The following is a 13,401-nucleotide window of genomic DNA, read 5'->3' on the forward strand; positions in this document are numbered from 1 at the left end:
CGATTTGCTGCGGACATTTCGTGAGTTACCCTCACTTCTATGAGAGGAGGGAAAGATCGATGCCGCTCGATCCGCTCGCAAAGCGTTTGTTGACCATGATGGCTGCGGCTGCGCCGCAGGCGCGGAGCCGGCCGAGTGTGGAGGTGCGGCGGCAATCGCTGGCAAAACTGATGCAGTTCGCCCGGGCCGAGGCGCCGGATGTGACGACATCCGACGGCAAGCTGCCCGGTCCCGGCGGCGAGCTGCCTTATCGCCTCTACACGCCGGCAGGCACTGAAGCGCCCGCACCTGGCTTCGTGTTCTTTCATGGCGGCGGGCTCGTCGCCGGCAGCATTGCCACGCATGAGCGCATCGCCGCGGCGCTGGCGCATGCCACCGGCTGCCGCCTCGTGTCGGTCGATTACCGGCTCGCGCCGGAGCACAGATTCCCCGCCGCGGTCGACGACGCGATCGCCGCCACCGAATGGGTAGCGCGCGAGGCGGCATCGCTCGGCATCGACGCGGACCGCCTTGTGGTCGGCGGCGATTCCGCCGGCGCCACACTCGCGGCGATCGTGTGCCAGAATGCGGCGCAGACCGCCGGCCTCGCCATCGCCGCGCAGTGCCTGATCTGCCCGGTGCTGGATTTCGAGGAGACCTCGCCTTCGCGCGAGGCCTTTGCCGAGGGCCATCTGATCGATCGCGCCACGATCGAAGCCGATCTTTCCGATTATCTGCCTGATGGCATCGATACCGCCGACCCCCGCATCTCCCCCTTGCGCGCGACACGTCTCACGGGTCTGCCGACCGCGATCATCCACACCGCCGAGTACGACCCGATGCGCGACGAGGGCAATGCCTATGCCCGCAAGCTGCTCGCCGCGGGGGTGGCGGTCGAGCATATCTGCCACGATGGCATGGTCCACAATTTCCACGCCATGGGCGCAATCCTGCCAAAGGCACAGCTCGTGCTGTCGCAGATCGGCGAGCAGGTGCGGCGGGCGGTGAAGAGGTGACAGCGCTCAATCACACGCGCGCGCCGATCACCGCGCGCGCTGCCGCGACATATTCCGGCCAGTGCGCGTCTGCATAACGCTCCGCCTGCCATGCGCAGGCGAGGTCGGGCGCATGCGCCGCCGCAATCGTGCGTGCGAAGCGCTCCTCCGCGACCGTCACTTCGCCGGACGCGGCCGCGGGTGCAGCCGCCGCAGCGGTCGGAACAACGGCGAGCCCCGCCAGACCGGTGAGCAGGATGCGGCGTGACGTGTTCATGGCTGTCTCCTCCATTCTTCGGCCAGCACTGTGGCGGGCGAGCGCATCAGTGCGATCATGGCAGGGTAACCGCACACATCCACGCCGTCCATCGCTTGCGGATGACGCTTGACCAAGCGAGCGATCACGTTCCATCTAGCAAGTGTTTCGCCCTCAATCGCCCCGCATCGGATCGTCACGTGACTCTTCGCAGCCAATCCCGTCGTCCGGCATTGCGCGCTGCCGCAGCGGGATTGCTGTGTCTGGCGATCCCGGCAGGCGGTGCCCTCGCCGCCGACGATGAGGAGGACGAGCCCGCAAAGCCGACCGTCCCGAACATCTATCTCGATCTCCGCACCATCTATGCGACGATCCCCGCAGGCACGCTCGCGCTCGGCTTCGGCAACACCTCGCTGTCAGCCGCGTTCCAAGCCCTGGCGGCGCAACGAGGCACGTCGCTGCCGAATGGACTGCCGGCCGCGAAATCGATTGCGATCGACCTGCCGCTGACCGTCGACGTCAGCGACCGCGTGTCACTCTACGGCGGCGTATCCGGCACGACGACGGATATCGGCGGCGGCTGGTCGTCCTTCGACATCACGAGCTGGAACATCGGCGTGCAGGCCGATCTCTACCAGCAGAATGGCGGGAAGATCCCGACCATCACGCTGCAATCGACCCTGACGCAGTCGGTGCCCAACGAGCAGGGCATGACGAATTCCTTCAACAACATCGTGGAATTCGACTACGCGGTCGACGAGGACGAGACACGGGGCTGGCTCGCCGGCCTGCAATACACCACCGTCACCATCGCCAGCCCGTTCGCCACGATCCGGCCGAACACGATCCTCTATGCCGGCGGCTACTATCAATGGCCGAGCAACTGGAAGTTCACCGGGCGCCTCGGCATGCAGTCGTTCGGCGGCGCCCAGCTCGCGGGCCGGACGCTGGCGGAATCCTTCACCCAGCCGGTCCTGCGGCTCGACCTCGATCGCATGGACGACAACGACAACCGCCTGTTCGGCATCACCGCGCAGATCGCCTGGATGCCGAAGCCGTCGTACCAGCTGACACTGCGCACGCCGCTCTACGCGGTGCGCAACTGATTGATTTATTGGGAACTTTCGGTCAAGCGCGGCGCTGCAATCGACGGCCGGGACAACGTTCCGCATCGCTCGTCAACCGATCATTAATTCTCATTCCGAAACATCGATTGCGTTACACCGCCGCAAAGAAGCTTGCGCGAAACTACCCCGGCTTTTCGGTCGTGTTCGCTTTGGAGGCTGCGAATGTCCCGCTTGGTTTCGGAACGGACGTTCCTTGCTGGGAAGATCTTCTTCAATTTCGGCCAGTCGTCGATCGATTGCGTGGTACGCCGGCTCACCGAGGAGGCCGCGACGCTCGAGATGGAGAGTAGCCTCGGCGTACCCGAGCGCTTCCAGCTCCGGCTCGCGGGGCGCGAGATCCTGACCTGCCGCGTGATCTGGCGATCGGATCGGCAGGCCGGCGTCGCCTTCGAACAGCCGAACAGCATCGAGCCAGCAGCCGGCGAGGAGCGGGAACGCTCGTCTGACGCGTTGATGCGCAGCCAGATGCTGGCGCTGCGCGCCGCGCTCGATCATGTACCGACCGGCATCGTGCTGCTCGATTCCCATCTCAGGGCACGCCTCATCAACCGGTCGTTTCGACAGATGTGGCACCTGCCCGACGAGGTGGCGGACAGTAATCCATCCATTCTCACCCTGCTCCATCACGGGCGCGACATCGGGGCCTATGAGGTGCCGGACCCGGACCTCGATGCACTGATCGCGGAGCGCGTCCGTGTGATCGAGTCGGGCGATCCAACCCCAATCGACGTGCGCCGGACCAATGGCGAGGTCGTGCGCGTCCAAGTCACACCGCTGCCCGACGGTGGCCGCATGCTGACCTACACGCCCGTCACCGACATCGTGCGCACCTCCGACGAGTTGAAGCGGCTGCGGGATGCCTTGGAGAACGTTCAGGATGGAGTCCTGCTGCTCGATGCGGACCTACACGCCACCTTCATGAACCGGCGGATGCGACGGTTCTGGGAGGTCAGCGAAGACGAGGCGGCGAGCCGGCCGACCTACTCCTCGCTGGTCCGACGTCTGCATCGCGCCAGCGCGCCCAATCTTCCGAGCAGCGAGCTCGCGAAGTTTCCGGCGCGGCGCGTCGAGGAGGTCAAGGCCGGCGATCACGTGCGCGACCTACAGACGCCGGACGGACGCCGCATCAGGGCTCATTGCACCACGATGTCGAATGGCGGTCGCATGCTGACCTATGTCGATATCACCGATCTGACGCAAAAAGCCGCAATGCTGGAGAAGCTCGCCACCACCGATCCGCTCACCGGCCTCCACAATCGCCGCCATTTTCTGAACAACCTCGATGCGGAATGGAGCCGCTTTCAGCGCTACTATCGCTCCGTCTCGGTGTTGATGCTCGACATCGATCACTTCAAGTCGGTCAACGATCGCTACGGTCATGCCGTGGGCGACGCAGCAATCAAGGCCGTTGCGACCGCCTGCCTCGACGGCAAGCGCAAATCGGACATCGTCGGCCGTCTCGGCGGCGAAGAGTTTGCCGTGCTGCTGCCGGAAACCAGCCTGTCCCGGGCTAGGACGGTGGCCGAGCGCATCCGCAAGCGCGTGATGAGCACGCCGGTCTTTGCCGACAAGCTTCAGTTCGGTCTCACCGTGAGCATCGGCATCGCGGAGGCGACCGTCAGCATGTCCGGCATCGATGCGCTGATGGGCGCGGCCGACCATGCGCTCTACCAGGCCAAGGCCGAGGGTCGCAATCGCTGCATCGCCTGGATGCCCCCGCCCCCTGCAAACAAGGCGGCGGAGTGACGGAAAGCAGCTGCGTCTACTCGGGCACTGGCACGTCGAAGGTGTTGAGCGTGACCGAGACCATGCAGTAGACGCCGACGAGATAGGACAGCTCGGCCGCGCCGTGCTCGCCGAATTCCTTTACGGCCGCACGCCAGGTCAGCTCCGGCAGCACGCCGCCGCTGACCAGGGCCGAAGCCATGTCGTAGGCGATGGCTTCCTGCTTGGTGAGGTCCACCGGCCGCTGGCCGGCGACGATGGTCGCGAGCTTCTCGTCGGAGAGGCCACGCTGCTCGGCAACCAGCACATGCGCGTAGAGCTCGTAACCGGAGCGGAAATGCGAGCCGGTGACGAGGATCGCGACCTCGCGCACGGCCGCGGGCAGCAGCGGATTCGACGCGATCGCCTTGACCAGCTCCCACACCGGCTTGCCGAAGCGCGGCTCGCGGATCCAGGGATTCCAGGGCCCGAGCAGCGCGCCGTCCTCGCGCATGTTCACAAAACCCTTGAAGTGGTCCTGCATGCCGGCCCGCATGTCGTCATAGAGCGGCTTCTGTTCGTCGGTCAGCTCTTTCGGATCGAGAATGGGAAGGCGCACGGTAGGGTCTCCTCGTTGAGAAGACGCAACCGTCACCTGCATGCCTGCGCAAGGCAAGTGAAGTTGCCGTGACGACCGTGCGATTTCGCAGATGCCAGGCAGATCTCGGCTATGACGCCGTGGGGTTTTGCAGGCTTTGAGGATTGACCACGTCGTCGACGTCCAGCGCCAGTGGCTCACCTGTGGCGAGGAACGACGACAGCGCCGCCTCGAACGGCGCCGGATCGAGGCCGCGCGCGGCGAGCCAAGCGGGCTCGTAATAGGTCTGCCGGTAGCGCTCGCCGGAATCGCAGATCAGCGTCACCAACGATCCCGTGACGTTCGCCTGGCGCATCTCCGAGGCGAGCCGGCACAGCGCCAGGAAGTTGGTGCCGGTGGAGCCGCCGACCGGGCGGCGCAGCCGTCGCGACAGCACGTTCATCGCCGCGATCGTCGCCGCATCCGGGATCTTCATCATGCGATCGACCACGCCGGGCACGAAGGACGGCTCGCAGCGGGGGCGACCGACGCCCTCGATCAGCGACGGGCGGTCGCAGACACGGGAGCGGTCCTGCATGCGGAAGCAATCGAAGAAAGCGGAGTGCTCGACATCGGCGACGCACAGCCGCGTCGGATATTGCCGATAGCGCAGATAGCGTCCGATCGTGGCCGACGTGCCGCCGGTGCCGGCGCCCATCACGATCCAGTCCGGCAGCGGACGCGGCTCGCCCTGCAACTGCGTGAAGATGGACTCGGCGATGTTGTTGTTGCCGCGCCAGTCGGTTGCCCGCTCGGCAAAGGTGAACTGGTCCATGTAGTGGCCGTCCAGCCGGGCGGCGAGTGCGGCGGCTTCCGCATAGAGCGCGCGGCCGTCGTCGATCAAATGGCAATTGCCGCCATAATGCTCGATCGCAGCGATCTTCTCCGCCGAGGTCGTGCGCGGCATCACGGCGTAGAAGGGCACGCCGATCATCTCTGCGAAATAGGCCTCCGACACCGCGGTTGATCCCGACGAAGCCTCGATGACGGGCGTGCCTTCGCGGATGTGGCCGTTGCAGAGCGCATACAAAAACAGCGAGCGCGCGAGGCGGTGCTTCAGGCTGCCGGTCGGATGCGTGGACTCATCCTTCAGATAGATGTCGATGCCCGATAGCGCCGGCACGATCAGCCGGATCAGATGCGTGTCGGCGGTGCGGCACTGGTCGGCCTCGATCGCGGCCACGGCCTCGTCGACCCAGCCGCGCCGATAAGCCGGCCCGGCCGGGTTGTGCTGGCGGAAGGGGAATGTCTGCATCGGGCGAATCTCTCATGATGCGGATAGCGCATCAAGAGCTGCGCCTAAAATTCCAGCGGCGCGTTGTCGACGACTTCCTTCATCACGAAGAAGGTCCGGGTCTGGCGCACGCCTGGGAGCGCGATCAGCTGCTCGCCGTGGATGCGGTTGAAATCCTCCATGTCGCCGACGCGGATCTTGAGGAAGTAATCGAAATCGCCGGCGACGAGATGGCAGTCGAGCACGAACTTCAGCTTTGCAACGGCCTGCTCGAAGGTGGCAAAGCTCTCCGGCGTCGAGCGGTCGAGCACGACCCCGACCATCACCAGCGTGCCCTTGCCCACCTTCTTCGGCGCGACCATGGCGCGGACATTGGCGATGAAGCCGTCCTCGACCAGGCGCTGGGTGCGACGGTGGCAGGTGGCGGGGCTGATCGCGACCGTTTCGGCCAGCTCGGCGTTGCTGAGCCGGCCGTTATTCTGAAGCAATCTCAATATCTTGAGGTCGGTGCGGTCGAGCCGGGCAGCCATGAAAGAAGCTTCCGCAGATAGGTGCTATTCTGGAAGGAATGTTAGCAATTATCACAACTTACGCAAGAAGTCGTGCAACATGGCCGCAATATTCGAGAGCACATTTTTCCGATGCAATGCTAGGGAGCCGCCAACACCAACGCCAATCGGGATGACCCATGAAGCTGGACAAATTTCCGCGCTATCCTTTGACCTTCGGCCCGACGCCCATCGAGAAGCTGGAGCGCTTGTCAAAACATCTCGGCGGCCAAGTCGAGGTCTATGCCAAGCGCGAGGACTGCAATTCCGGCCTCGCCTGTGGCGGCAACAAGCTGCGCAAGCTCGAATACATTATCCCCGATGCGATCGCCTCCAATGCCGATACGCTGGTCTCGATCGGCGGCGTGCAATCGAACCACACCCGCATGATCGCGGCGGTCGCAGCCAAGCTCGGTATGAAATGCCGCCTGGTGCAGGAAGCCTGGGTGCCGCACGAGGACGCCGTCTATGACCGCGTCGGCAACATCATGCTCTCGCGCATCATGGGCGCCGACGTGCGCCTGGTCGACGACGGCTTCGATATCGGCATCCGCAAGAGCTGGGAGCAGGCGATCGAGGAAGTGAAGGCCGCGGGCGGCAAGCCCTACGCCATTCCCGCCGGTGCCTCCGTGCATAAGTTTGGCGGCCTCGGCTATGTCGGTTTTGCCGAGGAGGTGCGCAAGCAGGAAGCCGAGCTCGGCTTCAAGTTCGACTACATCGTCGTCTGCACCGTCACCGGCTCCACCCATGCTGGCATGCTGGTCGGGTTTGCGGCTGACGGCCGTGCGCGAAAGGTGATCGGCATCGATGCCTCCTTCACGCCCGCCCAGACCAAGGCCCAGGTGCTCGAGATCGCGCAGAACACGGCAAAGCTCGTCGAGCTCGGCAAGGACCTCGTCACTGACGACGTCGTGCTGATCGAGGACTACGCCTATCCCGCCTATGGCGTTCCGTCAGAGGAGACCAAGGAGGCGATCCGCCTCACCGCGCGCCTCGAAGGCATGATCACCGACCCAGTCTACGAGGGCAAGTCGATGCAGGGCCTGATCGATCTCGCGAAGAAGGGCTATTTCGAGAAGGGCGCGAAGATCCTCTACGCCCATCTCGGCGGCGCGCCGGCCCTGAACGGGTACGCGTATGCGTTCAGGAACGGGTGAGTGAGAGCGTAGCGCTCGCGCGTCATACTCTGTTGTCGTCCCGGGGCGCGACGAAGTCGCGAGCCCGGGACCATAACCACAGGGAGGCGTTTGGCGAAAACTCGTGGTTGCCGGCCTGCCGCAGCAAACTTCTCCCTGTGGTTGTGGATCCCGGATCGGCGCGCGCTTGAGGCGCGCTTGTCCGGGATGACGACTGCGCCCTACCTCGTCCTCACGATCTGCAGCAGCTCGTCGCCGTAGTGCTCGAGCTTCTTGTCGCCGATCCCCGGCACGTTGCGCAGCTCGTCCAGCGTCGTCGGCCAAGCTCGGACGATGCCGTCGATGGTGGCATCGTGCAGCACCACATAGGCCGGCACGCCGCGTTCGCGCGCGACCTCTGAGCGCCAGGCGCGCAAGCGCGCGCGCAGTTCGGGATCGACGTCGCCTTGCGCCGCGCTCGCTGCCGGCGCGAGGTCGCCGCGGCGTGACTTGGCGCGGCTGGCGCGAACCCGCGTGCCGGGCGCCTCCTCGCGCAGCCAGACCTCGGTCTCGCCGCGCAGCACGCCGCGCGAAGAATCCGTCAGCTTGAGCGCGCCGTAGGCTTCGCTGTCGCTGCGCAAATGGCCCATCGCCACCAATTGCCGCAGCACCGTGCGCCACTGCTTCTCGTTGAGCTCGCGGCCGATGCCGAACACCGACAGCTTGTCGTGACCGAACTGTGTGACCTTCTCGGTCAGGCGTCCGACCAGCACGTCGATCAAATGCATGGTGCCGAAACGCTGCCCGGTGCGATAGACGCAGGACAGCAGCTTCTGTGCCAGCACCTTGCCGTCGCGCATCTTCGGCGGCGTCAGGCAATTGTCGCAATTGCCGCAGCTCTCGCCCATCACGATCTCGCCGAAATAGGCGAGCAGGCGCCGGCGTCGGCAATGCGGCGTCTCGGCGAGGCCGACCAGCGCATCGAGCTTGCCGATCGAGACCCGCTTGAAATCCTCCGATCCGGCCGATTCGTCGATCATGCGGCGCTGCTGCACGATGTCGGAGAGACCGTAGGTCATCCACGCCGCCGACGGCTTGCCGTCACGGCCGGCGCGTCCGGTCTCCTGGTAATAGGCCTCGATGCTCTTGGGCAGGTCGAGATGGGCGACGAAGCGCACGTCGGGCTTGTCGATGCCCATGCCGAAGGCGATGGTCGCGACGATGACGATGCCGTCCTCGTTGAGGAAGCGATCCTGGTTGCGCGAGCGCACCGCCCCGTCGAGCCCCGCGTGGTAGGGCAGCGCCGCAATGCCGGCCTCGGCAAGCGCGGCGGCGACTTCCTCGACGCGGTTGCGCGACAGGCAATAGACCACGCCGGCATCGCCCATGTGGCGCTCGCGGATGAATTCCTTCAGCTGCGACACCGCATTGCGCTTGTCGACGATCTCGTAGCGGATGTTGGGCCGGTCGAAGCTGGAGACGAACTGCGGCGCGCCCGTCAGCTGAAGCCGCTCGACGATCTCCTTGCGCGTCAGCTCGTCGGCGGTCGCGGTCAGCGCGATCCGCGGCGCGTCGGGAAAGCGCTCGGCGATGACGGAAAGGCCGACATATTCGGGCCGGAAATCGTGGCCCCATTGCGAGACGCAATGCGCCTCGTCGATCGCGAACAGCGCCACTTTCGCCTGCGCCAGCAGCGACAGGCCGCGCGGCGTGACCAGCCGTTCCGGCGCGACATAGAGCAGGTCGAGATCGCCGGCGAGCAGGCGGCGTTCGATGTCGGACGCCTCCTGCGGCGTCAGCGACGAGTTCAGCGCGGCGGCATTGACACCGGCTTCGATCAGGCCGGCGACCTGGTCGCGCATTAGGGCGATCAACGGCGAAACCACGATGCCGCAACCTTCGCGCAGCAAGGATGGAAGCTGATAGCACAGCGACTTGCCGCCGCCGGTCGGCATCAAGACCAGGCAATTGCCGCCGTCTGTGACGTGGCGGATGATCTCGCCCTGCGCGCCGCGGAATCCCGGCAGGCCGAACACCGAATGCAGCACCGACAGCGCGTGGCGGCCGTTGGCCGGCGCAGGCAGTGGGGCGTTGGAGGGAGCAGACATGGGCGGAGCAGATCAGGCCGTGGGATTCGTCACAAGGCCAGTCGCATGCTGGTGTGGCTGTGGCAAGACTGTTTGGAGGGCGAGGCAACGCTGCTTCGTCCCCTTCTCCCCGTCCTTACGGGGAGAAGGTTGGGGTGAGGGGCTTCTCTCCACACATGAGACCGCCGCTGGACCTGTACCCCCTCACCCGGATTGCATCTTCGATGCAATCCGGCCTCTGCCCGCAAGCGGGGAGAGGTGAAGAGGCTACGCCCCGATCCGTCGCAGCGCTTCTGCGACGGTCACGATGGGCATATTGCGTCTGCCGGCCGCCTCGAGCGCATGACGCATCAGATGCGGCGTGCAGCCATAGGGGCTCGGCCTTTCGGTGACGTCGTGGCCGTAGAAGATCAGCCAGCCGCCGCTCGCGACCGCCGCGTCGAAATAGCGATCGACCCCGGCCTCGTCGATCTCGCAATCGACCAAGGGCGAGGCGCGCAGGAATTGGAGGTCGATGACGCCGCTGTTGACGCCGGGAAGAATGCCGCGCGCGGAACGGAAGGCCTTTGTCAGCTGCGGCTTGCGCCACACCGAGGCGATGCCATAGGGATAGGCGAAATTCTCCAGCGTGATCGAGGCATCAATGCCGCGGAGATGGCTGCGGTTTCGTTCGATCTCGCGCGCCATGGCGGCTTCGTCGAGCGTCGCCGAGTTCTGATGCGAGAAGGTGTGGCAGGCGATCTCGTGCCCGGCGCGGTGAAGCCGGACGATCGCATCATCCGAGAGGCCATGCCAATGCTCCGACGGCCGACCGATCAGGCTGCCGGCGAGGTAATAGGTGCCGCGGCCGCCATGCCGCTCCAGTAGCTCGGCGCCCTCGCCCGCGGCGCTATCGGGGGCATCGTCGAACGTGAAGCTCACCATCGCCGCATGCGCGGCCAGCCGGTGCGGCGCGGCGCGGAAATGCCGGGCCAACCGATTGCTCACGCGTCCCTGGAGTGCCGACCACACGACTGCGTTTCCTGTGATGCCTTCTTGGTCTACCCAAACATTCGTGCGCAGGTCGAGGCAAGCCTAACGCTCGGGTAATCCTAACGCCGAACCAAGACCGCTTCGGCTAGCGCACCGATCGACGCGTCGGCGTCCGCGCCGAGATAGCGCAGCCAATTGCGGAAGAGCACCGCCGCCGCGTCGCCGGCGCCGATATCGGCGCGCAGGTTCAGCGCGGGCAGCTCGTTGCTGAGCGCCGGATGGCGCTGGTGCGCCGCCTTCCTCTCGAAGCGAGCCAGCTTCTCTTCCGTCGCTGCGTCAAAATAGCTCACCGGCAGGCGCGGATAGGTCTCCCGCTCCCGCGCGAGGTAGCGGCCGATATCACGCAGATATTCGCGCTGCAGCGACAGCGCGTCATATTCGGGGTGACCCTGGAAGAACACGAAGCGGCTGGCGTATTGGCGAATGAAGACGTCGACGCCAGCCTCCTGTGAGCGTGTCAGCACCTGATAACCGGCGTGCACGAGGTCGCTCTCGGCGATCTCGTTCAGACGTGAATGCGAGACCTTGAGCGGCGCGGGCGCAGAGCGGGTCAGCAGATCGTCCGTCACGACGCCGCAATCGAAAATGCCGTGACATTTGGCCGGCAGCCGCCGCCGTTCAATATTGTCGAGGTGCAGCACCGCGGCATGCGCGGCAAGGCACGACCAGATCGTCGAACGCGTGTTGACCTTGGCCCAGTCGATCAGATTCGTGAGGTCGCGCCAGTACGGCTCCCCGTCGAGCTCGGGCGCGATCGGCTCTGCGCCCGTCACGATCAGCCCATCGAACTTGCCGCGCTCGAGATCGGAAAGGTTGGAATACTCGCTCTCGACGTGCCACTTGGCTTCCGGCGACCGCTTCACGCTGGGAAGCGAGAAGCAGTGGAAGCGGATACGGCGCGAGCCCGCCGCGGCCTGAAGCAGCTTCATGAACTGCCGCTCGGTCGCCTTCAACGCGGCATCCGGCATGTTGTTGACAAGGCCGATGGTGAGCTCGGCGCCAGCATCGCGCGCGAGATCGTGCGCGGCCGGCACCAGCGTCGGGCCCGCGATGACCTGATTCTTGTCGATCAAGATCGTCATGGCCGGCGCCGCCTACTCCGCGGCCTCGCGGCGCGCCGACGGGCAAGCCTTTTCCAGCGCCTGGTCGATGTCCTCGATGATATCAGAGACATGCTCGATGCCGATCGACAGACGGATCGTCTCCGGCAGCACGCCGGCGACGCGCTGCTGCTCCGCCGACATCTGGCGATGGGTGGTCGATGCCGGATGGCAGGCGAGCGACTTGGCATCGCCGATATTGACGAGGCGCGTGATCAGATTCAGCGCATCGTAAAACGTCTTGCCGGCCTCCATGCCGCCCTTGATGCCGAAGGTGAATAGCGAGGAGGCGTTGCCGTTCAGGTACTTCTGCACGAGGGGATAATAGGGGCTGTCCGAAAAGCCGGTGTAGTTGACCCAGGCCACGCGCGGATCGCCGCGCAGGAATTCGGCGACCTTGCGGGCGTTCTCGACATGGCGCTCCATGCGCAGCGCCACGGTCTCGATGCCCTGAAGCAGCAGGAAGGCGTTGAACGGCGACAGCACCGAGCCCATGGTGCGCTGATAGACGCTGCGCGCGCGCTCGATATAGGCGGTCTTGCCGAAGCGCTCGGCATAGACCAGGCCGTGATAGGAGGCGTCGGGCTTGTTGTAGGCCGGGAAGCGATCGGCGTGCTCGGCCCAGGGAAAGTTTCCGGAATCGACGATGGCGCCGCCGAGCGTGGTGCCGTGACCGCCCAAGAACTTGGTCAGCGAATGCACCGCGATATCGGCCCCATAGTCGAACGGCTTGAAGAGGATCGGGGTGGCGACGGTGTTGTCGACGATCAGCGGCACGCCATGCGCGTGCGCGACCTTCGCCAGCGCCTCGACGTCGCAGACATTGCCGGCGGGATTGCCGATGGTCTCGGCGAACACGGCGCGGGTGTTCTCGTCGATCAGCTTCTCGACCGCCTCGGGCTTGTCGCTCTCGGCGAAACGGCCGATGATGCCCTGGCGCGGCAGGATGTGGGAGAGCAGCGTATGCGTGGTGCCGTAGAGCTGCGGCACGGAGACGATGTTGCCGCCGTGGTCGGCGACGTTGACGAAGGCGAAATGCAGCGCTGCCTGCCCGGTCGCGACCGCGAGCGCGCCGACGCCGCCTTCGAGCTGTGCGATGCGCTTCTCCAGGACTGCGCTGGTCGGATTGGCGATGCGGCTGTAGCGAAAGCCTTCGGTCTCCAGATTGAACAGGGCGGCGCCATGATCGGCGCTGTCGAAGGCGTAGGCCGCGGTCTGGTAGATCGGCACGGCCACTGCGTGCGTGGTGGCTTCAGGCTCGTAGCCGGCGTGAATAGCGATCGTCTCGTTGCGCATCGTGCCACCTCCGCGTGGAGCGGGCCGCACTTATTGGCCTAGAATGAGGCGCGTGCGTTGGCCGCCGTCCTCGTGTTAGAGGCGGGTGGTAAAGCGGACAATAATTCGCTTAGAGATCGAGGAAGTAACCCTAATGCTTGTTGGCGAGTTAGCTAAAATTCGAGTTAAATTTGATTGATCAATTGGCAACGGCGGCAATGTCCGCTACCGACGCCATGTGGTGACCGACTGGTGACCGACGCGGCCGCAAGCGCTCTTCATCCGTTTCCCGGATGCGAGCGTGAGCCTCGT

The 13,401-nt window shown here is 65.2% G+C and carries 12 protein-coding genes; 4 read left to right on the forward strand and 8 right to left on the reverse strand.

The genetic code is table 11. The features are described 5' to 3' along the window. Window positions 1-59 precede the first annotated feature (59 nt). Window positions 60-995 (forward strand): alpha/beta hydrolase, encoded by a 936-nt coding sequence (locus ACVWYQ_RS21150; protein WP_404544565.1) that lies wholly within the window; start codon window positions 60-62, stop codon window positions 993-995. 10 nt (window positions 996-1,005) lie between these two features. Here ACVWYQ_RS21150 and ACVWYQ_RS21155 read toward each other — a convergent pair whose 3' ends face one another. Continuing rightward, the gene (locus ACVWYQ_RS21155) at window positions 1,006-1,251 is read right to left on the reverse strand and encodes a hypothetical protein (protein WP_128265485.1); all 246 of its coding nucleotides are present in this window, start codon (window positions 1,249-1,251) and stop codon (window positions 1,006-1,008) included. Window positions 1,252-1,463: 212 nt separating this feature from the next. Here ACVWYQ_RS21155 and ACVWYQ_RS21160 point away from each other — a divergent pair, with 212 nt between their 5' ends. Beyond that, window positions 1,464-2,336: a hypothetical protein gene (locus ACVWYQ_RS21160; protein ID WP_404546379.1), complete on the forward strand. Its 873-nt coding sequence runs from the start codon at window positions 1,464-1,466 to the stop codon at window positions 2,334-2,336. A gap of 183 nt (window positions 2,337-2,519) precedes the next feature. Beyond that, on the forward strand, window positions 2,520-4,103 hold the full coding sequence (locus tag ACVWYQ_RS21165) for a sensor domain-containing diguanylate cyclase (RefSeq protein ID WP_128265484.1): 1,584 nt from the start codon (window positions 2,520-2,522) through the stop codon (window positions 4,101-4,103). 16 nt (window positions 4,104-4,119) lie between these two features. Here the strand turns inward: ACVWYQ_RS21165 and ACVWYQ_RS21170 are convergent, their stop codons facing one another. The 3 genes from ACVWYQ_RS21170 to ACVWYQ_RS21180 form a co-directional block, all read right to left on the reverse strand. Next, window positions 4,120-4,680 (reverse strand): carboxymuconolactone decarboxylase family protein, encoded by a 561-nt coding sequence (locus ACVWYQ_RS21170; protein ID WP_271539745.1) that lies wholly within the window; start codon window positions 4,678-4,680, stop codon window positions 4,120-4,122. A gap of 109 nt (window positions 4,681-4,789) precedes the next feature. Continuing rightward, window positions 4,790-5,953, reverse strand: a complete 1,164-nt coding sequence (locus ACVWYQ_RS21175) for a PLP-dependent cysteine synthase family protein (protein WP_404544571.1) — start codon at window positions 5,951-5,953, stop codon at window positions 4,790-4,792. A 44-nt stretch (window positions 5,954-5,997) separates the two neighbouring features. Then, a complete protein-coding gene (locus ACVWYQ_RS21180; protein WP_404544573.1) occupies window positions 5,998-6,462 on the reverse strand; it encodes an Lrp/AsnC family transcriptional regulator in 465 nt (154 codons plus the stop codon). A gap of 158 nt (window positions 6,463-6,620) precedes the next feature. Here ACVWYQ_RS21180 and ACVWYQ_RS21185 point away from each other — a divergent pair, with 158 nt between their 5' ends. Continuing rightward, complete coding sequence (locus ACVWYQ_RS21185; RefSeq protein ID WP_456726327.1) at window positions 6,621-7,637, forward strand: 1-aminocyclopropane-1-carboxylate deaminase; 1,017 nt, start codon at window positions 6,621-6,623, stop codon at window positions 7,635-7,637. 200 nt (window positions 7,638-7,837) lie between these two features. Here the strand turns inward: ACVWYQ_RS21185 and recQ are convergent, their stop codons facing one another. From recQ to ACVWYQ_RS21205, 4 genes are all read right to left on the reverse strand, one after another. Then, window positions 7,838-9,703 (reverse strand): DNA helicase RecQ, encoded by a 1,866-nt coding sequence (gene recQ, locus ACVWYQ_RS21190; RefSeq protein WP_456726328.1) that lies wholly within the window; start codon window positions 9,701-9,703, stop codon window positions 7,838-7,840. A 246-nt stretch (window positions 9,704-9,949) separates the two neighbouring features. Continuing rightward, window positions 9,950-10,693 (reverse strand): polysaccharide deacetylase family protein, encoded by a 744-nt coding sequence (locus ACVWYQ_RS21195; protein ID WP_333919204.1) that lies wholly within the window; start codon window positions 10,691-10,693, stop codon window positions 9,950-9,952. An 80-nt stretch (window positions 10,694-10,773) separates the two neighbouring features. After that, window positions 10,774-11,796, reverse strand: coding sequence for a homoserine O-succinyltransferase MetA (gene metA / locus ACVWYQ_RS21200; RefSeq protein WP_271539749.1), 1,023 nt, complete (start codon window positions 11,794-11,796; stop codon window positions 10,774-10,776). Window positions 11,797-11,808: 12 nt separating this feature from the next. Next, window positions 11,809-13,110: an O-acetylhomoserine aminocarboxypropyltransferase/cysteine synthase family protein gene (locus ACVWYQ_RS21205; RefSeq protein ID WP_271539750.1), complete on the reverse strand. Its 1,302-nt coding sequence runs from the start codon at window positions 13,108-13,110 to the stop codon at window positions 11,809-11,811. Between the last annotated feature and the right edge of the window lie 291 nt (window positions 13,111-13,401).

This window comes from Bradyrhizobium sp. USDA 3397 (assembly GCF_054060965.1).

What these genes read in the sequence shown, in the direction of transcription:
- ACVWYQ_RS21150 (WP_404544565.1), top strand. Translation starts at nt 60, where the DNA reads ATGCCGCTCGATCCGCTCGCAAAGCGTTTGTTGACCATGATGGCTGCG.
- ACVWYQ_RS21155 (WP_128265485.1), bottom strand. Translation starts at nt 1,251, where the DNA reads ATGAACACGTCACGCCGCATCCTGCTCACCGGTCTGGCGGGGCTCGCC.
- ACVWYQ_RS21165 (WP_128265484.1), top strand. Translation starts at nt 2,520, where the DNA reads ATGTCCCGCTTGGTTTCGGAACGGACGTTCCTTGCTGGGAAGATCTTC.
- ACVWYQ_RS21175 (WP_404544571.1), bottom strand. Translation starts at nt 5,953, where the DNA reads ATGCAGACATTCCCCTTCCGCCAGCACAACCCGGCCGGGCCGGCTTAT.
- ACVWYQ_RS21180 (WP_404544573.1), bottom strand. Translation starts at nt 6,462, where the DNA reads ATGGCTGCCCGGCTCGACCGCACCGACCTCAAGATATTGAGATTGCTT.
- ACVWYQ_RS21185 (WP_456726327.1), top strand. Translation starts at nt 6,621, where the DNA reads ATGAAGCTGGACAAATTTCCGCGCTATCCTTTGACCTTCGGCCCGACG.
- recQ (WP_456726328.1), bottom strand. Translation starts at nt 9,703, where the DNA reads ATGTCTGCTCCCTCCAACGCCCCACTGCCTGCGCCGGCCAACGGCCGC.
- metA (WP_271539749.1), bottom strand. Translation starts at nt 11,796, where the DNA reads ATGACGATCTTGATCGACAAGAATCAGGTCATCGCGGGCCCGACGCTG.
- ACVWYQ_RS21205 (WP_271539750.1), bottom strand. Translation starts at nt 13,110, where the DNA reads ATGCGCAACGAGACGATCGCTATTCACGCCGGCTACGAGCCTGAAGCC.